This window comes from Acidovorax sp. DW039 (genome assembly GCF_037101375.1).
Taxonomy (GTDB): domain Bacteria; phylum Pseudomonadota; class Gammaproteobacteria; order Burkholderiales; family Burkholderiaceae_C; genus Acidovorax.
The window spans coordinates 4749113-4770814 of the sequence record NZ_AP029019.1; the positions used below are offsets into that span (position 1 = coordinate 4749113).

The window sequence follows — 21702 nt, forward strand, 5'->3', positions numbered from 1 at the left end:
CGCTCAACGCGGCCACAGCACCCACAGACGCAGGTTTTGCTTGAGCCGCCCGGCAATATCACCAGCCTCAGGCCCCCAGCCGGTGAAGTAGTCTGCGCGCACCGCGCCCAGAATGGCGCTGCCCGTGTCCTGGGCCAGAACAAGGCGATTGAGTTGCAGCTGCGGGCCGCTGGAGGCCAGCCATACCGGCGTGCCGTAGGGAATGCTCTGCCGGTCCACGGCGATCGAACGACCGGGCGTGAGGGCCACACCCTGCGCGCCACGCGGGCCAAAGGCCGCGTCCATGCCCACCAGCGGTTCCTCTTTGAAGAACACATAGCGCGGGTTGGTCCACATCAACTCATTGGTGCGCTGCGGGTTGGCAGCCAGCCAGGCGCGAATGCCGGGCCAGGTGGCGTCGCGGGTGTAGCCCTGGTCCAGCAGCCAGCGGCCAATGCTGCCGTAGGGCTGGTCGTTGGTGCCCGCATAGGCCACCCGCACCAGGCTGGTGGAACCGTCCGCCTCGGTGATGCGCAGGCGGCCCGATCCCTGGATGTGCAGCACCATGGACTCCACCGGGTCTCGCAGCCACGCAATGGCACGGCCTTGCAGCGCGGCCTGGGCTTCGGGCAGGGTCTCGATCTGCTGGCGGGTGTACCAGGGCTTGCGGGCGCCAAAGCCTGCGGGCAGGCGGTAGATGGGCACGGTGAAGCCATTGCCCGGCACCCGGGAGGCCTCCATCATGGGCTCGTAGTAAGCGGTCAGCAGGCCATCCGGGTTGCCATCGACGGCCTCCACGCGGTAGGGCTGCAGGCGCGCCACCATCCAGGCACGCTGCTCGTCGGCCGTGGCAATGCTGAGCTGGCGCACCTCGCTGCACAGCGCAGTGAACGGAGCCACGGGGCGCTCGCAGCTCTTGATCCAGGCATTCCAGGCCTCATGCAAGGCATCGTCGCCAAAGCCTGGCAGTTCGGCCCAGCGCACAGGAGTCCACCGGCTCTTGGGTTGGGCCAAAGGAGGTGGCAGTGGCCCCGTGTCACCGGGCACTGCGTAAGGCGTGGTGGGCAAAGGTGCAGGCAAGCCCCCAGGGTACGAAGGGGATGGCGCAGGAGGGGTGGAGCACGCAACAAGCGTTCCTACAATCAGCGCCGTTGCAACCAGGCGCAGGAGTGTCAATTTCATGGGGCTGATTTTGCTTGAAGCGCTGCTGGCGCTGGTGGTGCTGATTGCGATTGTGTGGTGGACGATGTTTTCCGGCCGCAAGGGGGGAGAGCTGGACCTGCCACCGCAGGACCACCCCGACGATAAACGCCCTCCCTCATCGCCCTCATCCTGAGACCTTGCTTTTCGGCTTCCGTCCTACAGCAGCGGAGCGTGAAGGCCGATAGCGCGATGGACCGGCGTGGCTCACGATGCAGCCATCACGGTGTGTGCAGGCTTTGCACCACCGGCATGACGAAACGCAAGAGCGCAAGGAGCACACATGCCACACAGGTCTTTCCACATCCGCAAACACCTTCTTCTGGGCGCGACAGCCGCCGTGATACTGGCCACAGGCTGCGCAAGCATGGACGATACCCAGAGGCGCACCGCCACTGGGGCGGGTATTGGCGCCGTAGCTGGCGCCGTTCTTGGCTCAGCCACGGGTGGCAGCGCAGGCACAGGAGCGGTCGTGGGTGCGGGCGTTGGCGCCTTGGGCACCTACATCTGGTCGCAGAACATGGAACGCCAAAAGCGCGAGATGGAGCAGGCCACGCGCGGCACAGGCATCGCAGTCACGCAGACGCCCGACAACCAGCTCATGCTCAACATCCCCAGCGACATCTCTTTCGCGGTGGGCCGCTCGGACATTCAATCCAACTTTGCCCCGGTGCTGGACCAGTTCGCTGCCGGCCTGCGCAACAACCCGAACACCGACGTGCGCATCGTCGGGCATACCGACAGCACTGGCAGCGACGCGGTGAACAACCCCTTGTCGGTGGACCGCGCCGCCAGCACCCGCAGCTATCTGGTAGCGCGGGGTGTAGATGGACGGCGCATTGCCATTGACGGCGTGGGCTCGCGCTATCCCATCGCCAGCAACGACACGGCCGATGGGCGCGCCCGCAACCGGCGGGTGGAGATCTTTATGGGAGAGCGGGCGCGCTAACCCTTGGCAACACCAAGCGACCTGCGCTCACTGCGCGGACCGCAGCAGGTTGGCCAGCTCTACCGCGGACTTGACATGCATCTTGTCGAACACGCGGGAGCGGTGCACTTCTACCGTGCGCACGCTGATGTCGAGCTGGTCGGCAATGAGCTTGTTGGGCAGGCCTGCCACCACCAGGTCCATGACGTCGCGCTCACGGTCGGTCAGCTCCCGCAGGCGTTCTTGCAGGCCGCTGCGCTCACGCAATTGGGCCAGCCGTTCCTCTGACTGCGCCAGCGCCTGCTCGATACGGTCTACCAGTGCATTGTCCGAAAACGGCTTTTCGCAAAAGTCAAAGGCACCGCGTTTGACGGCGTCCACCGCGGTGGGTACATCCGCATGGCCGGTAAGAAAGATCACAGGCATGGTCTGCAGGGCACCCCGGGCAGCCAGCAGATCAAACAGGGCCAGGCCGCTCATGCCAGGCATGCGGACATCCAGCAGCAGGCAGCAGGGCTGGCGCTGCGCGGTGCGGGTCTGCAGCATCGCATCAAATGCTTCAGCGCTCTCGAACGACTCGCTGGGCAGCCTGCGTGAGCGCAACAACCAGGCCAGTGCTTCACGCACCCCTGCGTCGTCGTCCACGATGTACACGGTGGCGTTGGATACGGGTTCCATCTGAATCAGTGTTTGGCAGGTTGGTAAGCGGGCAGGGTGAAAGTGAATACCGTACCACGCGGCTCGTGGGGCGCAAAGCCAAGGTATCCACCGTGTTGTTCCACCACGGTGCGGCACAGACTCAGGCCCAGGCCCATGCCTTCGCTGCGGGTGGTAAAGAACGGTGTGAACAGCTTTTCTCCGACCTCCGGGGGAATGCCCGCGCCGCCGTCGGTCACAGAAAACTCCAGCCACCCGTTGTGCCGATTGGAGGCTGCACGCCGGACGCGAATGTCCAGCAGCCGCGTGTGGATGGAAGGATCATCCATCGCCTGCATGGCGTTGCGGGCCAGGTTCAGCAACACTTGTTCCACCATGGTGCGGTCGCAATAGACCGATGGCAGGCCGGGCTCCACCAGGGTGTGCACACGCACCCCCAGCTTGCGGGCCTGAAGGTTGACCAGAGGCAGGATGGCATCGATGAGCTGCTGGGCTGGTACGGCCTCACGCGCCTGGTCGCGCCGACGCACGAAGTCATGCACGCTCTTGATCACACGGCCTGCGCGCTCGGCCTGGCGCGCAATCTGGCGCATGGCCATGCGCACATCTTCCAGGTCTTGCGGGCTGGGAGGTGTCTGCCCCCCCGCAGAAGGGTCCAGCAGATTGAGCGAACCGGTGGCGTAGCTGGAGATGGCGGCCAGAGGCTGGTTCAGCTCATGGCTCAGGAGCGAGGCCATCTCTCCCACCGTGGCCAGGCGCGCCGTGGCCTGCAGCCGTTCTTGCGAGGCGCGCGAGAGTTCTTCCACCCGCCGCTGCTCGCTGATGTCCAGAAACGCGCTCATCCAGCCCGTGTGCAGGCCCTGCGCGTTGATGAGTGGAGCCTCGATGATGAGCACCGGAAAGCGGGTGCCGTCCTTGCGCATGAACTCTGATTCAAAGCCTTCCCGCGGCGGCATGTTGCCCGCAAAGCGGATGGCCTGGCGCTGGCGGTATTCCTCCACACGCTCCGGTGGCCAGTAGGGCGCCGACACGCTGTGCCCCAGCAACTCCTGCGGGGTAAAGCCCACCATCTCGCAGAACGCCGGATTGACGTAGGTGATGCGGCCCTGCAGGTCGCGCGCCCGCAGGCCGGTGACCAGGGAATCCTCCATCGCCTTGCGAAAAGCCAGCGCATCGCCCAGGTCCCGCTCCGCCCGCAGGCGGCGGCGGTTGTCGCGCACCAGCACCACCATCACGGTCACCAGGGCAATCGACATGGCCGTCACGAGGGCGGTGAGCACGTTGGGAAACACGCTGGGCGCGGTGTGCCAGCTGTCCATGCGCAACACCAGGGTCGTGCCCGGCAAATCGAGCAACTGCTGCGCCGTGAACATGCGCGTGCCGCGGCGCGATGCCCCCAGCACCGCCAGTCGAGTGCCATCGGGTTCCGTAAAAGAGGCCTCCTGGCTGCGCGTGAGGCTGGCACCCACCATGTCTGCCAGCACTGACTGCAGGGCATAGGTGGCCACCAGATAACCCGAGGTGCGGCCACTGTTGCTCAGCGGCAGGCACAGCTCCATCAGCTCCGACCCCAGTCCGTCCACATGCGGCTGGTAATAGCTGGCCGAGTAGGCCGGGCTGCTCAGGCGTTTGGCCGTCGCGCAGGCCTGGCTGGCTTCCGAATTGTTGTTGTCACGCAGGCCCCGGTCCCACAGCACCGACCGGTAGGGCGACTGCACATGGGTGCGCAGGCGCATCGCGCTGTCGCGCCACTCAATGCGCACCAGTTCGCGCTGGTTGCGCAGCACGTCAGAAGCCTCCACTTCCCAGGCCAGCAGGCCGGGTTCTCCGGCGTTGAGCGCCTGCAGGCTCTGCAGGTTGCGGCTCAGCGCCGCGCGGATGTCCGACACCGCATCAGCGGCGTCCCGCTCCAGCCGGGCCTGCACCTGGCTTGCCTCGTAGCGCCCCGCCAGCCACACCATGGTGACCAGCATGGACACCACCAGTGCAATCAGCGCCGTCCACAGCGACCAGCGCCGCCACGCACTGCGCCAGCGGCGCCACAGGGCTCGGGATGTGGCGCTCACAGGATGCGGTGCGAAAGAGCAGGCAACTGCTGGCGCACGCTGCGCACACGCTCAGGCTCCAGATCGGCCAGCACTACGCCCGGCTCCTGGGCCTGTTGCGCCAGCACCAGCCCCCACGGGTCAGCCACCAGACTCTGTCCCCAGGTGTGGCGGCCGTTCTCATGCACACCGCCCTGCGCAGGAGCCACCACATAGGCCAGGTTTTCGATGGCCCTGGCGCGCAGCAGCACCTCCCAGTGGGCCTGGCCTGTGGTGTGCGTGAAGGCGCTGGGCACCAGCAGCAGATCCGCTCCGGCCTTGGCATGGGCACGAAACAGTTCCGGAAAACGCAGGTCGTAGCAGACCGAAAGCCCCACACGCCAGCAATGCCCATCACGCGCGGGCAAGTCAAACTGCACCGGGGCGTTGTCGCCGGGCTCGATGACACGGCCTTCGTGGAACTGGTCTTTTCCGTTGTCAAACCAGAAGAGGTGGATCTTGTCGTAGCGGGCCACGCAGCGCCCATCCGGCGCAAACACCAGGGTGGTGTTGCGCACCCGCTGCGGATCATGGGTGCGCAGGGGCAGCGTTCCGCCCACAATCCACAGGCCCAGTTCACGGGCGCTGCGGGCCAGAAAGTCCTGAATGGGGCCGCTGCCGAAGTCTTCCTGGTGCGCCAGCTTGTCTGTGTCGCGCAGGCCCATGATGCAGAAGTATTCAGGCAGAACCGCCAGCTCAGCCCCCGCCTGCGCAGCCTGTGAGAGCAGTTGGTATGCAAGCGCCAGGTTATCCAGGGGCCGGGGGCAGGACACCATCTGAATGGCAGCGACTTTCATCATGAGGGGTCTCCAGATCGGGTGGGCTCAGACCGGGTATTTTGCGGCTCTGGCACTGCGGCACCGGGACCGCCGGGGCTCTGCCCGGCAGGCGGGGCATCGCGCCCCCGGCGCGGAACGCGCACCACGCGCGGATCAGCCCAGCCTCCGTCAATATGAAACTCTTGCGTAGCCGCTTCGATGAGAGGCCCGCGCAAAAACACTTGCGCCAGGAAGCTGCCCAACCCCACCACCGGGTTGATGGCCGTGGCCACCAGCGAGGCCGTCATGGCGTTGATCTCTGGCACCACCACCACGCGCAGGTTCTGTGTTTCCTTGTCGATGTCCGCGCTGCCTTCCATCAGCACAGCCGCGTTCACCCCCTTCATCTGCAGGTTATTGGTCGAGGCCACTCCCTGCTCGATGTGCATGTCACCCCGAATGAAATCAAAGGCGAAGCCCTCGCTGAACACGTCCCGGAAGTCCAGCGTTAACCGCCGCGGCAGCGACTGCAGGCTGAGCACGCTGAGCAGCTTGGCCAGCCCTGGGTCGGCCTTGAGGAACTGCCCTGCCTCGATGTTCACGTTGACCTGGCCTGCCATGGAGCGGTAGTCGGGGCTGAAGGGTGCGCCAATCCAGCCCACCTGGCCTTCCATGCGGCCCTTGCCGCGGCGCACCACATTCACCATGCCAAAGCGGCCCAGCAGGTCGCCCGAGTCGCGGATGTCCAGCTTGAAGTTGAGTACCGTGCGGCGTTCCTGCGCACGCGGCATTCCCGCACCGCCGCGGCTCTGGTTGAGCAAGGCCCAGTTGCCAGTGGCCGTCATGCTGGCTTCTGGGGTGGTGATGTTGAACTTGTTCAGACGCCATTCGCGCTGCGCACCTTCGGCATTGCGGTTCTGTGCCTCGATTTCAATGCGACCCAGCTTGCGCCCCCGCAGCTCAAAATCATCGACCACCACATCCACTGCGGGCAAGGCGCCGGGCTGCTCTGTCAGCAATGCCTCCACCTGGGTCGCTTCGCTTTGAGGCATGGACAGACGCGACAGGCGCGCGAACAAACGCCCACTGCCTGCATCGCTGGCGGCGGGGGGGCGGTACTCCACGTAGCCACTCAATTCCGCCGCATCCAGGTTGGCGCGCCACAGACTGCCTTCACGCAAACCGCCTGCCACCAGGTTGCGCAGCGTGCGTCCCTGGGCCGTCAACTCGGCTGCACGCAAGGCCACCGTGCTGGGCAGGTACTCCATGGCGGGATGCGAAGCGGGGCCCGGGCCCAGCACAGGTTTGGGCGCTGCAGATGCTGCGGGCGCTGCAGGCCCCGCAATGGCCAAGCCACGGGTCGATGTGTCCAGCAACCGCTCCCAGGCATCTACATCGACCTTGCCCAGCCGCAGATTGGCTGCCACGCCTTCCGCGGGCAAGGCAGCCGCCTCACCCGCCCCCAGGCCCACGGCGATGGAGCCCCGCAGCACCCGGGGCTGGGTGCCCGAAATGTCACGCAGGTACATGGCATTGCCCACCCCCGCCACATCCACCGTGATCTGGTCACGCAGTGGCAGCGCTGATGGGCCCGCCCCGCCATTGACCAGGGACTCGCGCGCCACCATCTGCTCGTAGCGCAGCGGTTGTGCGGACTCGGCCGACTTGCCCAGCGGGGCCGGCAGGTCCAATGCCATGCCTTGCAGGCTGGTGGTGAGCTGCAGCTCCGGAACGCCACGACGGAACGTGAGGGCCAGCGTGTAAGGCGCGCTGCCGGTGGCACTGCGCGCCAGCTGCGCCACAAAACCCAGGCTGGGGGTCTGCTGCAGGCCCTGAGCCGTGGCGACACCCTGCGCACGCACCTGGATGGCGGATTCGGTGGCGGGAGCCCCTGCAGGCAGGGAACGCATGCCGCCTTCCAGTTTCACATCCCCCCCCAGCGCGCGTGCCTGCACGCCGCTGAGCGCAAAGCCCGTTTCCGAAAACTGCACCACCCCGCGTGCGCGGCTCAGGGCAGGTGTGTCAGGCGTGATGCGCACATCGTTGCCCGACAGGGTGACACTGCCCTGCACCTTGGACTTGTCGATCTCGCTGATGGGAAGGGACAGCCGCAATTGCAAGTCTGCATTGCCGCTACCACTGGCCTGGGCCAGGGCATTGCCTGTCATGCGGGCCAGGGGCGACGTCGCCATGAGGCCAAGCATTTCCGGCAGGGGACCACGCGCTTCGGCATGCACACCCACCACGGTGTGAGCGAGGTTGGGAATCTGGGCCTCCACCTTGGTCAGGCGGGTTTGCGGCAGGCCCATGAAGGTGCCGCTGGCTCCCCGCACCTGCATGGAAGAACGCTCAAAAATCAGTTCGCCGTTCAGCTTGGTCAGCGCAGGCCAGCGCAGGGCTTCGTTGGGCAGCAAGCCAGGCGGCACATAGGCATAGGTCACATCCTTGACCTTGGCCGCAATGCGGAAGTCGCCCTGCTTCGGATCGTTGAAGGGCATGTCGTGCAGGTCCCCCCGCACCTTGAAGTCCACGTGGCTGGCCACGCCTGCCACCACCGATTGCTGCACATAGCTGCGAGACTCGGCGGGAACGCTCAAGGGCAGGTAACGGTAGACCCGCGTGCCATCGGCTCGGGTCAGCACACCGGACAAATCCAGCACGCCCGGAAACCGGGAGGCATGGGGAACCCGCGCCGGATCGCTGGTGTGCCACGAAAGGCGGGCATGGCCCTGCGCGTCCGCGTTGGCAAAGCGGATGTCGTTGGCCTGCACGGCAATCCGGTCGCCCTCGATCTGCCAGCGCACGCTGGCGTTGAACTCATCCAGCGGCAGCACAGGGTCTTCAAACACCCGTGGCAATACCAGCGCGCCTGAGGCCATGGACACACTGGCCTTGCCGCCTGTCTGGGTCAGGTCAAAGTCCACGTCTGCACCGCGCAGGCCAGGCGTGCGGGTACTTTCGGTGGGGGTGGCACCTGCCAGAGTCAGGCCCTGCACACGTCCCCGCACCTGGTATTGCTGCAGGGCTTCCAGCGGGCCTTTCCAGCTGGCCTGAATCTCCTGCACCATGCCTTTGGGAGCAAATTGGGTAATGGCTTCATGGGCTGTGCTGCCCAAGGGCAGGCGGCTCGCAATCTGGGCCAGGGCTGCCAGATCCAGCTTGTCGGCCCGGAAATCGCCCTGCGCAGGCGTCTTGCCTGCACCTTCGGTGTATTGCAGCTTGAGGTTCCCCCCCGGCCAGTGCAGCCCATCGTCGGCCACAAACTGCAGCGCCTGGGTGGAAAACTCAAACCCGCCCTGCAGACGACGCCCGCCCAAGCGACCTTGAACAGAGGGCAACTCCAGCGCCTGCAGGTCGGGGCCGAGCGTGGCCTGCACATCGGCCAGCGCCAGATCGGCCGTGCCGCCCACAATCTGGCCGCGCTGCACGTCCGCCCAGGCGCGCAGTGCCCCGTGGCCATGGGCTACATCAATGCCCACGTCAGCGTGGTGGCGCAAACGCGAAACGTCAACGCGGGAGAAGTTGGCGTACAGCTGGCCGTTCCAGTGCTGCCAGTTGCTGTCCCGAACCCGCAGCAAGGGGGCACGGAACATTCCCACCAGGGTGAAACGGTCGCCCCAGGCCTCGGGCGGGGTCGCATCAATGCGCAGGCTGTGGCGCCAGTTGCCGTTGCGCAGCACCAGATCCACCTTGCTCAGGGCCAGCTCCGGGGCGCCGCGCAGCTCATCGTTCCAGCGCAGGGTGCCGCCGCGGATCACGACCTCACCCTGCGAAAACAGCCAGTCGGTCGCGGCACTGCTGTCTCCGGATGCGCTCTGCGCCACCGGCAGGCCCGCCACGTACAAGCGGCTGTCGGCTCCGCGACGCACGTCCAAGTCGGGTGAATCAATGTAAAGCTGCTCAAACCCCCAATGCAGCAATGAACGGGGCGACAGGGACACCACCACCCGGGGCAGGCGCAATGCGGCGCGGCCCTCCGCATCCAGCAGGGCGACTTCCAGCAGTTCGATGGAGGGGATCAGCCCTTCGGAGCGGGCCGTGATGTCGCCAATGCGGACCGCAACGCCCAGCGCTTTGCTGGCACGGCTTTCTATCTGGGGGCGAAACTCGCCGATTCGCGGCACAATCCAGCCATGAAGGGCACCCCAGGCCAAGGCCAGCAACAACCAGAAGGCCAGCAACAAACCCAACGACCAACGCGCAAACCCGGCAACGATCTTGAGCAAGCGGGAAGGGCGAGGAGTCGGTTCGGTCATTTTTCGCGTGAAGATGGCCGGAATTATGACCCGCCCTCCAGGGCGCGGTTCCGAGCTTTGCCGGGTTTTCCCAGGGTGTTATCACCTGTTACTCATACAAGATTACTGAACTGCGGTGCGCGGCATGCCCCGCTGCCGCAACTCCCTTGGGCGTGCAGGGGCAAATGCCCCGCCTGCCTGCACTGAATGGCGCTTTGTATCCAATAGCCCGTAACGACCCCGCTCCGATCTCTCGCCTCTCCTGACTGCCCTGGCTGCCATGCAGAACCCCAGCACCGAATCTTCCCCCTGCCACACCATTGCACCCAGTGAGGGTCTGGCCGAACACTCCCGGTTTTTCCAGCGTCTGCACCGCCGCTACGAACAGGACTTGCCTTTGCTGCCGCCCGGCGCGCCAACCCGGGCCCTGATGGAAGAAGCACTGGCCGCCCTGCGCGCCCGGGGCACCGATGTGCCCAGTGCGCTGCGCATGGTGCGGCAGCTGGTCATGGAACGGCTGATACGGCTGGAATGCGAACAGCAGGCCAGCCTTGCAGAAGTGACCCGCGCCGTGACCGAGCTGGCCGAACTGGCGCTGGACCATGCCTGCCGCCACGCCCGCGAGGAGCTGGACAGCCGCCACGGCGCACCCCAGGGGCCACAGGGCCAGCCGGTGCAGTTGTGGATCATCGGCATGGGCAAGCTGGGGGCACGGGAGCTGAACGTTTCGAGCGACATCGACCTGATCTACGTCTACGAGCACGACGGCGAGACGGCGGGCATCGAAGGGGGCCGCGGCCGCATTTCCAACCACGAATACTTTGCCCGGGCCGTGAAGGCCATCTACAGCCTGGTGGGCGACACCACCGAGCATGGCTTTGTGTTCCGCGTGGACCTGGCCCTGCGCCCCAACGGCAACTCGGGCCCGGCCGCGATCTCGCTGGCTGCCCTGGAGGAATACCTGCAGGTGCAAGGGCGCGAGTGGGAGCGTTTTGCCTGGCTCAAGAGCCGGGTGGTGGCCCCCACGGAATGCATCGCCCGTCCTGAAGTGCAGGCGCTGCGCAACGTGGTGCTGCCGTTTGTGTTCCGCCGCTATCTGGACTACAGCGTGTTTGATGCGCTGCGGTCCCTGCACCGGCAGATCCGCGACCATGCGGCCAAGCGCAGCGCGGGCCACCCCGAGCGGGCCAACGACGTCAAGCTTTCGCGCGGCGGTATCCGGGAGATTGAATTCACCGTGCAGCTGCTGCAGGTGGTGCGCGGTGGGCAATTCCCCGAACTGCGCCGCCGCCCCACACTGGACGCCCTGCAGCGCCTGGCCCAGGCCGGGTTGATGCCCCAGGAAACGGCCGACGCCATGGCCCGCGCCTACGTGTTCCTGCGCCGGGTGGAACACCGCATCCAGTACCTGGACGACCAGCAGACCCATGTGCTGCCCACGCGCGATGACGACCTGGCCTGGATTGCCAGCACCATGGGTTACCCCGATTGCTGCGCCTTTCTGCACGAACTGGACGCCCACCGCGAACTGGTGGCACAAGAATTTGACACCCTGCTGGGCGGCAACGAGAAAAAGCAATGCTCCGGCGGAGGTTGCGGCGGTCCCAAGGCTGCGCCCCCGCCGCCCCCCGAGCTGGAGAGCCTGCTGGAGCAGTTGCCCCCCGGCTTTCGCGAACGGGTGGCCGAGTGGCGCAACAACCCGCGCGTGGCCAATTTGCGTGACGAGGCGCGGGCGCGGCTGTTCCGCATCGTGCTGCGCACGGCGCAGTGGCTGGGCGAGGGCCGCTGCACCCTGGAGGCCGCCGCGCGCCTGACCAACTGGCTCGAACCCCTGATGCGCCGCGAGAGCTACCTGGCATTGCTGCTCGAGCGCCCGCCCGTGCACCAGCAGCTGCTGGCCCTGCTGGGCGCGGCCAAGTGGCCTGCGCGCTACCTGTTGCAGCACCCCGGCGTGATCGACGAACTGGTAGGCGATGTGCTGATGGCCGAGCGCTTTGTGGCGGCCGACTTTGAACGCGAGCTGGCCCAGCGGCTCAAGTCCCTGCAATCCACCGGCGAAGACGACGATGAAACCCTGCTGAACCTGCTGCGCCGCGCCCAGCACGCAGAAACCTTCCGCACCCTGGCGCGCGACGTGGGTGGGCGCATCACCGTGGAGCAGGTGGCCGATGACCTGAGTGCGCTGGCCGACAGCGTGCTGCGCGTGACCACCCAGTGGTGCTGGAGCCGCCTGAAAAACCGCCACCGCGACGAGCCCCGCTTCGGCATCATTGGCTACGGCAAGCTGGGCGGCAAGGAGCTGGGCTACGGCAGCGACCTGGACATTGTCTTCGTGTTCGACGATGACGACGAGCGCGCCCCCGAGGTCTACGCCGCCTTTGTGCGCAAGCTCATCAACTGGCTCACCGTGAAGACCGGCGAGGGCGATCTTTACGAGATCGACACCGCTTTGCGCCCCAACGGCAACTCCGGCCTGCTGGTGACCAGTTTTGAGGCCTACGCCAACTACCAGCAGCAGCGCGGCAGCAACACCGCCTGGACCTGGGAACACCAGGCCATGACGCGCGCGCGCTTTGTGCTGGGCAGCCCTGAACTGCAAGCCCGCTTTGATGCCGTGCGCGAGGCCGTCATCACCTCGGCGCGCAACGCCAGCGCGCTGCAGGAAGAGATTGTGACCATGCGCGAGCGGGTGCGCTCCGCGCATCCCGTGCCTGCGGGGCTGTTCGAGGTCAAGCACAGCACTGGTGGCATGGTCGATGCCGAATTTGCCGTGCAGTACCTGGTGCTGTCGCAATCCGCCGCCCACCCCGAGCTGCGCGCCAACGTGGGCAACATCGCCCTGCTGGAGCGGGCCGAGCAAGTCGGCCTGCTGCCCGCAGGCGTGGGCCATGCCGCAGCCAACGCCTACCGCGAGCTGCGCCGCGTGCAGCACCGCGCCCGGCTGGACGAAGCCCCCACCCAGGTAGAGCCCCCTGCGCTGCAGGCCGAACGCGATGCAGTGCTGGCGCTGTGGCAGGCGGTGTTTGGGGCGGCGCGCTAAGAACCTGTTCTGCGACACGGCACCGGCAGCGGTGCCGGGCCGCGCAGGCTCCCTGCGCCGTCAATGCGAGGCTTGCAATGAAATCAATGCCTGGCGCTTGATGGATAAGCGCAGAAAGCTATCAAATCAGGAGTAATACACCCCACTCCAGCCAGCACGCCGTCGCCACCGCGCCCCCTCCCAGCGCTCAGAAAGATTCCCAGTCCCCATCGTCGCCCCCCGCCTTGGCGGCAGGTGCAGAGGCCGTGGGCTTGGCAGGCGTGCGGCCCAGCGCGGGGGCAGCAGGCTTGGGGGGTGCCGACACAGCGACCTTGTCGATGGGTTTCGGCGCAAATTTGTTGGCAGGCTTGGGGCTTATGGCGGGCTGAGGTGCCGTCACCGCGCGAGGCCGGGGCGCAGGTCGGGGGGCTGCGGCGGGTTGGCTGCCCATGTCCACCTTGAACCTTGCCACCGCAGCGTTCAGGCGGCGGGCCTGTTCTTCCAGCGAAGAGGCAGCGGCAGAGGCTTGCTCCACCAGGGCCGCGTTCTGCTGGGTGGCCTGGTCCATCTGCGTGATGGCGAGGTTGACCTGATCGATGCCCGAAGACTGCTCCTGCGATGCTGCAGTGATCTCGCCCATGATGTCCGTGACGCGGCGCACCGAGGCCACGATGTCGGTCATCGCCGCGCCTGCGCGCTCCACCTGTTCCGAGCCCGCACCCACTTTGCCCACCGAGTCGGCGATCAGGCCCTTGATCTCCTTGGCAGCAGTGGCAGAACGCTGGGCCAGAGCACGCACCTCGGATGCCACCACCGCAAAGCCGCGGCCCTGCTCACCGGCGCGCGCTGCTTCCACGGCAGCGTTCAAGGCCAGGATGTTCGTCTGAAAGGCGATGCTGTCGATGACGTTGACGATGTCGGCAATCTTGTCGGAGCTTTCGGAAATCGCCTTCATGGTGACCACGACCTCGCCCACCACCGACCCGCCTCGCTCCGCCATCGACATGCTGCCACTGGCCAGCTGGTTGGCCTGGCGGGCGTTGTCGGCATTCTGTTTGACGGTGGATGACAGCTCCTCCATGCTGGCGGCGGTCTCCTCCAGAGACGCTGCCTGCTGCTCGGTGCGGCCACTCAGGTCCGCATTGCCTAGCGCAATCTCACGCGCACCGGTGTTGATCTCCTCCACGCCCTGCCGCACCTCGGTCACCATGCTCGCCAGGCCCGCCTGCATGGTGCTGACAGAGCGCAGCAGCCGGCCAATCTCGTTGTTGGATGATGTGTCAATGCGGGCCGTGAGGTCGCCCTGCGCCACCCGGTCCATCAACTCACCCGCCTCACCCAGGGGTGCCACCACCCCGCGGTTGATGAAGGTCCAGCTGGCGGCAATCAGCACCACGGCCAGCCCCACCAGACCAAAGGCAAGGTAGAGCGACCGCTGCAGCAGACTGGCCGAGGCGTCGCGCAGCTCCGCGCTGCGGTCCTTGGCGGCTTTGAAGAGTTGCTGCATCAGCTCCTCCATCTCCGCCAGCAGCTTGTTGCGTTCGGCCACGATGTCCTTGCCGCTGTATTCGGCTTCATTGCCGCCCACCAGCCCAGCACCGCCGCGGTTGACCAGTACCGTGTAGGCGCGGAACTTGGTCAGCATGGAGTCGGCCAAAGCGCGTTGCTGGACGAGTTCGGGGGGCAGATTCTGGGTCACGGAGACCAGAATCTTCTCGGCATCGACCATGGCCTTCTCGGCACGGTCCGTCTGCCCCTTCACGCTGGCGGGCGGGTCACCCCGCAGCAGGTTGCGGTGCCCCACGGCCAGGGCCACGCGGTTGTCCCACATGCGGATTTCAGCCTGTTTGAGCGCAAGCATGGCATCGCCAAAGCGCTCCTGGCTCTCTGCAGCCAGTGCCCCCGTGCGGGTGCCCTGCCAACCGACGGCCACCGCCAGCAGCAAAGCCAGCGTGAAAACGCCCATGACGGCGAGCAAGCCCGCCTTGACCGAGAGATTGCGCAGCATAAGGTCCCCTCCAGCCCGCCCGGGCTTGTCCGTGTTGAAGCGAGCCAGTCTGCCAGAAAGCGACCCGGGCGAACGGTGTTGTACGACATCTGCAACACCCTCGCAACGCGTGCGAAACACCAGCGACATCTTCCGATACAAAAAGTTAATTAATCGGTTGATTAAATCGTGGTGTAATCCGCGCCTATGGTTCCTGCCCCTCTTACCCCCGAAGCGGCCGACTCGCGCGCGCGGCTGCTCAGTGCCGCGCTGCGGCTGTTTGCCGAAAACGGTTTCGCCAAGACGTCCATCCGCCAGATTGCCGAGGCGGCGGGCGCCAACACGGCCCTGATCAGCTACTACTTTGGCGACAAGAAAGGTCTGTACAACGCGGCCTATGCCGAGCCCCTGGGCGGCCCCATGCAGGTGGACGCAGGGCCGGACGGCGACTCGCTGGACATCTTTCTGGAGCAGTTCCTTACCGCCTTCATGCGCCCGCTGGACATGGGCGACCAGGTGGAGCTGTGTATGCGCCTGCACTTTCGCGAGATGCTCGACCCGACCGGCCTGTGGCAGCAGGAGCTGGAGGAAGAGATCAAGCCCATGCATGCCACGCTGGCGCGGCTGCTGTGCCGGGCGGTGGGCGCGGCCAGCCCCGATGAGGATGTGCACCGCCTGGCGCTGGCCATATCGGCCCTGCCGCTGCAGTACTACGCCAACCGCGAACTCATCCAGCAGATGGCCCCGCAGCTGCTGGACGACCCTGAATGCCTGCAAGCCACCACCCGCAGGCTGATCGACTTTGCCCACCACCTGATTGCTGGCGAAGCCCGACGCCGCCAAGCCCTTGCAGGAGATGCCTCGTGATCCCACCCATGCCCCATACCGGTCTGTCTGATGCCTGCGCACCTGCGGCGCGACCCCGCCAGCCATCCCAACCCATGCGCCGCACAGCCCGCGCGCTGCGCAGCCTGTGGCTGGTGCTGCCCCTGGCAGCTTGCACCACCCTGCGCCCCCCAGAGCAAGTGGCCGCGCCCACACCCGCTGCATGGCAAGCCCCGCTGCCGCACGAGGGGCAACTGCAGTACCTCGCCGACTGGTGGAGCCGCACCCACGACCCGGTGCTGGTGGGGCTGATTGAATCCGCCCAGCGCATCAGCCCCAGCCTTGCCCAGGCACGCAGCCGGGTGGAGCAGGCCCGCGCCACGCAGACCACCGCCCGCGCTGCCCTGCTGCCCACGCTGGATGCGCAGGCCAGCGCCAGCCGGGGCGTGACCGCCCCCGTGACCACGCCCGCCACTACCGCCCAGGCCGGGTTGCAGGCGGGGTGGGAGATTGACCTGTTCGGCGCCAACCAAGCCACGCGCGATGCTGCCACCGAGCGCCTGGCCGGTGCCCAGGCCCTGTGGCACGAGGCCCGCGTGAGCGTGGCCGCCGAGGTGGCGCTGCAGGTGAGCAGCCTGCGCACCTGCCTGCAGCAGCTGGATGTGGCCGAGCGCGATGCCCAGTCACGCGCGGCCACCGCACGCCTCACACAAGACAGCCAGCGCGCAGGCTTCACCGCGCCCGCCACCGCCGCCCTGGCCAGCGCCAGCGCGGCCGAGGCCACGGCCCGCGCCGCCCAGCAGCGCATGCAGTGCGATGTGGACTTCAAGACCCTGGTGGCGCTGACCGGCGAGCCCGAGCCCGCCTTGCGCAGCCAGATCACCGCCGCCCCCGCACCCCGGTATGACGAGGCACGCTTCACCATTGCCGCGCTGCCGGTGCAGGTGGTGTCACAGCGGCCCGATGTGTACAACGCCGAGCGCGAAGTGGCTGCCGCCAGTGCCGAAGTGGGCAACGCCCAGGCCCAGCGCTGGCCGCGCCTGTCGCTCACCGGCACCGTGGGCACGGCCTGGAGCCGCGCTGCGGGCACCACCACCGACCTGACCACCTGGTCCTTTGGCCCGCTGGCGCTGAGCCTGCCGCTGCTGGACGGTGGCCGCCGCACGGCCCAGGTGGATGCCGCACGCGCCCGCTACGACGAAGCCGTGGCCGTGTACCAGGGCCGCGTGCGCCAGGCCGTGAGCGAGGTGGAGCAGGCCCTGGTACGCCTGCAAAGCACGGCCGAGCGCGCCGACAGTGCCCGCGCCGCCGTGCAGGGCTACCAGACATCGTTTGACGCCACCGAGGCCCGCTGGCGCGGTGGCTTGGCCAGCCTGGTCGAGCTGGAAGACGCCCGCCGCACGCTGCTGGCCGCGCAGACCACGCTGGTGGCCCTGCAGCACGAGCGCCAGTCGGCCTGGGTGGCGCTGTACCGCGCAGCGGGGGGTGGTTTTGATGCCGCCCAGCCCACAGCCCAGACAACACCCGCCGCCGCCCCGGCACTTTGAGCACACCAGCCCCAGCGCTTGAACACCCCTTTTTGAAGAAACGGACGATGCACATGCCCGCATTCAAACTCTCTCCCGTGGCCCTGGCCCTCACGGCCCTGTGCGTGCTGACCGGCGGTGCCGCGCTGCTGCACACCGATGCCTCGCGCGCTGCCGACAAGCCTGCCGCCGCGCAACCCCGCCCGGCCCTCACGGTGACCACCACCCAGCCCCAGCGCACCAGCGTGCCCCAGCGCCTGTCGGCCAACGGCAACGTGGCCGCCTGGCAAGAGGCCAGCGTGGGCGCTGAAAGCAACGGCCTGCGCCTGACGGCCGTGAACGTGAACGTAGGCGATGTGGTCAAGGCAGGCCAGGTGCTGGCTACCTTTGCCGCCGACACCGCGCAGGCCGACGTGGCCCAGGCCCGCGCCAGCGTGATGGAAGCCGAGGCCAACGCAGCCGAAGCCGCCGCCAACGCCGAGCGCGCACGCGGCCTGCAAGCCTCGGGCGCCTTGAGCCAGCAGCAGATCCAGCAATACACCACCGCCGAGCAGACCGCCAAGGCGCGCGTGGAGGCCGCCCGTGCACAGCTCAACGCACAGCAACTGCGGCTGAAGCACACCCAGGTGCTGGCGCCCGACAGCGGCGTCATCTCCGCCCGCACCGCCACCGTGGGTGCGGTGGTGGGCTCGGGCACCGAGCTGTTCCGCATGGTGCGCAAGGGCAGGCTGGAGTGGCGTGCCGAAGTCACCCAGGCCGAGCTGGCGCGCATCCGCCCCGGGGCCAAAGTCCAGGTCACCGCAGCCAGCGGCGCGGCGGTGGAAGGCACCGTGCGCATGGTGGCGCCCACGGTAGATACGCAAACGCGCAATGCCCTGGTCTATGTGGACCTACCCGCCCACGCCGACATCCGCGCCGGGATGTTTGCGCGCGGTGACTTTGCGCTGGGCGATGGCCAGGCGCTGACCCTGCCGCAAGAGGCGGTGGTGGTGCGCGACGGCTTCTTCTACGTGTTTGTGGTGGACGGCCAGCAGCGCGCACAACAGCGCAAGGTGCAGCCCGGCCGCCGCGTGGCCGACCGGGTGGAGATCACCGCCGGGCTGGACGCGGGCGCCACCGTGGCCGTGCGCGGCGCGGGCTTTTTGAACGATGGCGATCTGGTGCGGGTTTCCAACGACACCGCAGATTCCAAGCCAAAACAGGCTCCAGCGCCCGCCCCGCAAGCGCAGGCAGCTAGCAAATAAGGAGCATTTGCATGAATGTCTCTACCTGGTCGATCAAGAACCCGATACCGGCGCTGATGCTGTTTGTGCTGCTGACCTTCGGCGGCCTGATCGCGTTCAACGCCATGAAGGTGCAGAACTTTCCGGACATGGACCTGCCCACCATCTCGGTGACGGTGAGCCTGCCCGGAGCCTCGCCCACGCAGCTCGAAAACGATGTGGCCCGCAAGGTCGAAAACAGCATCGCCACGCTGCAGGGCCTCAAGCACATCTACACCAAGGTGCAGGACGGCGGCGCCACCATCACCGCCGAGTTCCGCCTGGAAAAGCCCACACAAGAGGCGCTGGACGACGTGCGCTCGGCCGTGGCGCGGGTGCGTGCCGACCTGCCCGGCGATGTGCGCGACCCCATCATCACCAAAATGGATCTGGCGGCGCAGGCCGTGCTGGCCTTCACCGTGGCGTCACCGCGCATGGACGATGAAGCCCTGTCCTGGTTTGTGGACAACGACATTGCCAAGAAGCTGCTGACCGTGCGCGGAGTCGGCGCGGTCTCGCGCGTGGGGGGCGTTACCCGCCAGGTACAGGTGGCGCTCGACCCGCTCAAGCTGCAGGCGCTGGGCGCCACGGCGGCCGATGTGTCGCGCCAGCTGCGCCTGGTGCAAACCGAAAGCGCCGGTGGCCGCACCGATCTGGGTGGCAGCGAGCAACCCGTGCGCACGCTGGCCACCGTGCAGACCGCGCAGGAGCTGGCAGGCCTGACGCTGGCCCTGTCTGATGGCCGCCATGTGCGACTGGACCAGGTGGCCAGCGTGACCGACACCATTGCCGAACCCCGCGCCATGGCGCTGCTCAACGGCAAACCGGTGGTGGGGTTTGAAGTCTCGCGCAGCAAGGGCGCCAGCGAAGTGGAGGTGGGTGCTGCCGTGCAGGTGGCGCTGGCCGAACTGCGGGCCGCGCACCCCGATCTGGAGATCACCGAGGCCTTCAACTTTGTGCAGCCCGTGCAGGAGGAATACGACGGCTCCATGCACCTGCTGTACGAAGGTGCACTGCTGGCCGTGGTGGTGGTATGGCTGTTCCTGCGCGACTGGCGCGCCACCTTTGTCTCGGCGGTGGCGCTGCCGCTGTCGGTCATTCCGGCCTTCATCGGCATGCAGTGGCTGGGCTTCTCGATCAACGTGATCACGCTGCTGGCGCTGTCGCTGGTGGTGGGCATTCTGGTGGACGACGCCATCGTCGAGGTCGAGAACATCGTGCGCCACCTGCGCATGGGCAAGACGCCCTACCAGGCCGCGATGGAAGCCGCCGACGAAATTGGCCTGGCCGTGGTGGCCACCACCTTCACGCTGATTGCCGTGTTTTTGCCTACCGCGTTCATGAGCGGTATTGCGGGCAAGTTCTTCAAGCAGTTTGGCTGGACGGCATCGCTGGCGGTGTTTGCCAGCCTGGTGGTGGCACGGGTGCTCACGCCCATGATGGCGGCGTATCTCCTGAAGCCCATCGTCACCGCCCACGACGAGCCCCGCTGGATGGGCGTGTACCTGCGCTGGGCGGCATGGTGCATCAAGCACCGCTGGATCACCTTTGCCGCCACCATTGCGTTCTTTGTCGGTTCGCTCGCGCTCATCCCCTTGCTACCCACGGGCTTCATCCCGCCGGACGACAACTCGCAGACCCAGGTGTACCTGGAGCTGCCCCCCGGTGCCACACTGGCCCAGACCCGTTCTGTGGCCGAAGATGCGCGCCTGCGCGTCGCCGGAGTAGCGCATGTGAAAAGCGTGTACACCACCATTGGCGGCGGCACGGCGGGTTCTGACCCCTTCATGGGCGGCTCCAACGCAGAAACACGCAAGGCCACGCTGACCATCACCCTGGACGCCCGTGGCGAGCGCCCGCGCAAGCAGGGCATTGAGGCCAACATCCGCACCGCGCTGGAGACCCTGCCCGGCGTGCGCACCAAGGTCGGCCTGGGCGGCTCGGGCGAGAAGTACGTGCTGGTGCTCACTGGCGACGACCCGCAGGCGCTGCAGACGGCCGCGCTGGCGGTAGAGAAAGACCTGCGCACCATTCCCGGCCTGGGCAGCATCTCGTCCACCGCCAGCTTGGTGCGATCTGAAATCGCCGTGCGGCCCGACTTTGCCCGTGCCGCCGACCTGGGCGTGACCAGCAGTGCCATTGCCGAGACGCTGCGCATCGCCACCGTGGGTGACTACGATGTGTCGCTGCCCAAGCTGAACCTGGCCTCGCGTCAGGTGCCCATTGTGGTCAAGCTGGAAGACGATGCTCGCAAGGACCTGTCGGTGCTGGAGCGCCTGTCGGTGCCCGGTGCCAAAGGCCCGGTCATGCTGGGGCAGGTGGCCACGCTCGAGTTCAGCGGCGGCCCCGCTGTGGTGGACCGCTACGACCGTGCCCGCAACGTCAACTTCGAGATTGAACTCTCGGGCCTGCCGCTGGGCGACGTGACGCAAGCCGTGGCTGCGCTGCCCTCCATCCAGAACCTGCCACCCGGCGTGCGCCAGATCACCATTGGCGACGCCGAGATGATGGGCGAGCTGTTCGCCAGCTTTGGCCTGGCCATGCTGACCGGCGTGCTGTGCATCTACATCGTGCTGGTGCTGCTGTTCAAGGACTTCCTGCACCCGGCCACCATCCTGGTGGCGCTGCCACTGTCACTGGGCGGTGCCTTCGTGGGCCTGCTGATTGCGCAAAAGAGCTTCTCGATGCCCTCGCTCATCGGGCTCATCATGCTCATGGGCATTGCCACCAAGAACTCCATCCTGCTGGTGGAATACGCCATCCTGGCGCGGCGCGAGCAGGGCATGACGCGCTTTGAAGCGCTGATGGACGCCTGCCACAAGCGCGCGCGCCCCATCATCATGACCACCCTGGCCATGGGAGCGGGCATGATGCCCATTGCCCTGGGGCTGGGCGCAGCGGACGGCAGCTTCCGCTCGCCCATGGCGGTGGCGGTGATTGGCGGGCTGATTACCTCCACCTTCCTGAGTCTGCTGGTCATTCCCGCCGTGTTCACCGGGGTGGACGACCTGGGGCTGAAGTTCGGAAAGCTCTGGCGGCGCGTGATGGGCGGGCCTGCCCAACCTGCCGACCCGGCAACGTCCGCCCAAAAGGTGAGCTCAGCAGAGTCTTAAACCGTGGAACTACCGGGCAAGCCCGGGGGTTAGCTGGCTTTTAGAGGGGGGCGTTGTCTGGATAATGCCCCCCTGTGCTGTTCCGCATTGGTTTGCAATGGTTTGCCTTTGTTTTTGTAAACCACCTTT

13 protein-coding genes are annotated in these 21702 nt (G+C 66.8%); 7 read left to right on the forward strand and 6 right to left on the reverse strand.

Going from position 1 to position 21702, the window contains the following annotated elements; genetic code table 11:
• Nucleotides 1–3 precede the first annotated feature (3 nt).
• Nucleotides 4–1161: an MltA domain-containing protein gene (locus tag AACH87_RS21265; protein ID WP_338796555.1), complete on the reverse strand. Its 1158-nt coding sequence runs from the start codon at nucleotides 1159–1161 to the stop codon at nucleotides 4–6.
• On the opposite strand from AACH87_RS21265, the gene AACH87_RS21270 reads away from it, so the two are divergent.
• On the forward strand, nucleotides 1160–1315 hold the full coding sequence (locus AACH87_RS21270; RefSeq protein ID WP_338796556.1) for a hypothetical protein: 156 nt from the start codon (nucleotides 1160–1162) through the stop codon (nucleotides 1313–1315). The genes AACH87_RS21265 and AACH87_RS21270 overlap by 2 nt on opposite strands.
• A gap of 168 nt (nucleotides 1316–1483) precedes the next feature.
• A complete protein-coding gene (locus AACH87_RS21275; RefSeq protein WP_338799050.1) occupies nucleotides 1484–2128 on the forward strand; it encodes an OmpA family protein in 645 nt (214 codons plus the stop codon).
• Nucleotides 2129–2155: 27 nt separating this feature from the next.
• Here the strand turns inward: AACH87_RS21275 and AACH87_RS21280 are convergent, their stop codons facing one another.
• Genes AACH87_RS21280 through AACH87_RS21295 form a run of 4 tightly spaced genes read right to left on the reverse strand, consistent with a single transcriptional unit; the run spans nucleotide 2156 to nucleotide 9862 of the window.
• Nucleotides 2156–2785 (reverse strand): response regulator, encoded by a 630-nt coding sequence (locus AACH87_RS21280; RefSeq protein WP_338796557.1) that lies wholly within the window; start codon nucleotides 2783–2785, stop codon nucleotides 2156–2158.
• A 5-nt stretch (nucleotides 2786–2790) separates the two neighbouring features.
• Nucleotides 2791–4830 (reverse strand): ATP-binding protein, encoded by a 2040-nt coding sequence (locus AACH87_RS21285; protein ID WP_338796558.1) that lies wholly within the window; start codon nucleotides 4828–4830, stop codon nucleotides 2791–2793.
• Nucleotides 4827–5645 carry a carbon-nitrogen hydrolase family protein gene (locus tag AACH87_RS21290; protein WP_338799052.1) on the reverse strand — a complete coding sequence of 273 codons (819 nt, stop codon included), beginning with the start codon at nucleotides 5643–5645 and terminating at the stop codon, nucleotides 4827–4829. The genes AACH87_RS21285 and AACH87_RS21290 overlap by 4 nt, the downstream gene beginning before the upstream one ends.
• A complete protein-coding gene (locus tag AACH87_RS21295) occupies nucleotides 5645–9862 on the reverse strand; it encodes a YhdP family protein (protein WP_338796559.1) in 4218 nt (1405 codons plus the stop codon). The genes AACH87_RS21290 and AACH87_RS21295 overlap by 1 nt, the downstream gene beginning before the upstream one ends.
• A gap of 259 nt (nucleotides 9863–10121) precedes the next feature.
• On the opposite strand from AACH87_RS21295, the gene glnE reads away from it, so the two are divergent.
• Nucleotides 10122–12881 (forward strand): bifunctional [glutamate--ammonia ligase]-adenylyl-L-tyrosine phosphorylase/[glutamate--ammonia-ligase] adenylyltransferase, encoded by a 2760-nt coding sequence (glnE, locus tag AACH87_RS21300; protein WP_338796560.1) that lies wholly within the window; start codon nucleotides 10122–10124, stop codon nucleotides 12879–12881.
• Between the two features lie 187 nt (nucleotides 12882–13068).
• Here the strand turns inward: glnE and AACH87_RS21305 are convergent, their stop codons facing one another.
• Nucleotides 13069–14868, reverse strand: coding sequence for a methyl-accepting chemotaxis protein (locus tag AACH87_RS21305; protein WP_338796561.1), 1800 nt, complete (start codon nucleotides 14866–14868; stop codon nucleotides 13069–13071).
• Nucleotides 14869–15054: 186 nt separating this feature from the next.
• On the opposite strand from AACH87_RS21305, the gene AACH87_RS21310 reads away from it, so the two are divergent.
• The 4 genes from AACH87_RS21310 (at nucleotide 15055) to AACH87_RS21325 (ending at nucleotide 21573) form a co-directional block, all read left to right on the forward strand.
• A complete protein-coding gene (locus tag AACH87_RS21310; RefSeq protein WP_338796562.1) occupies nucleotides 15055–15714 on the forward strand; it encodes a CerR family C-terminal domain-containing protein in 660 nt (219 codons plus the stop codon).
• Between the two features lie 74 nt (nucleotides 15715–15788).
• Nucleotides 15789–17219 carry an efflux transporter outer membrane subunit gene (locus tag AACH87_RS21315; RefSeq protein ID WP_338796563.1) on the forward strand — a complete coding sequence of 477 codons (1431 nt, stop codon included), beginning with the start codon at nucleotides 15789–15791 and terminating at the stop codon, nucleotides 17217–17219.
• Nucleotides 17220–17272: 53 nt separating this feature from the next.
• Nucleotides 17273–18442 carry an efflux RND transporter periplasmic adaptor subunit gene (locus AACH87_RS21320; protein WP_338796564.1) on the forward strand — a complete coding sequence of 390 codons (1170 nt, stop codon included), beginning with the start codon at nucleotides 17273–17275 and terminating at the stop codon, nucleotides 18440–18442.
• An 11-nt stretch (nucleotides 18443–18453) separates the two neighbouring features.
• Complete coding sequence (locus tag AACH87_RS21325) at nucleotides 18454–21573, forward strand: efflux RND transporter permease subunit (RefSeq protein ID WP_338796565.1); 3120 nt, start codon at nucleotides 18454–18456, stop codon at nucleotides 21571–21573.
• The last annotated feature ends 129 nt before the right edge of the window (nucleotides 21574–21702 follow it).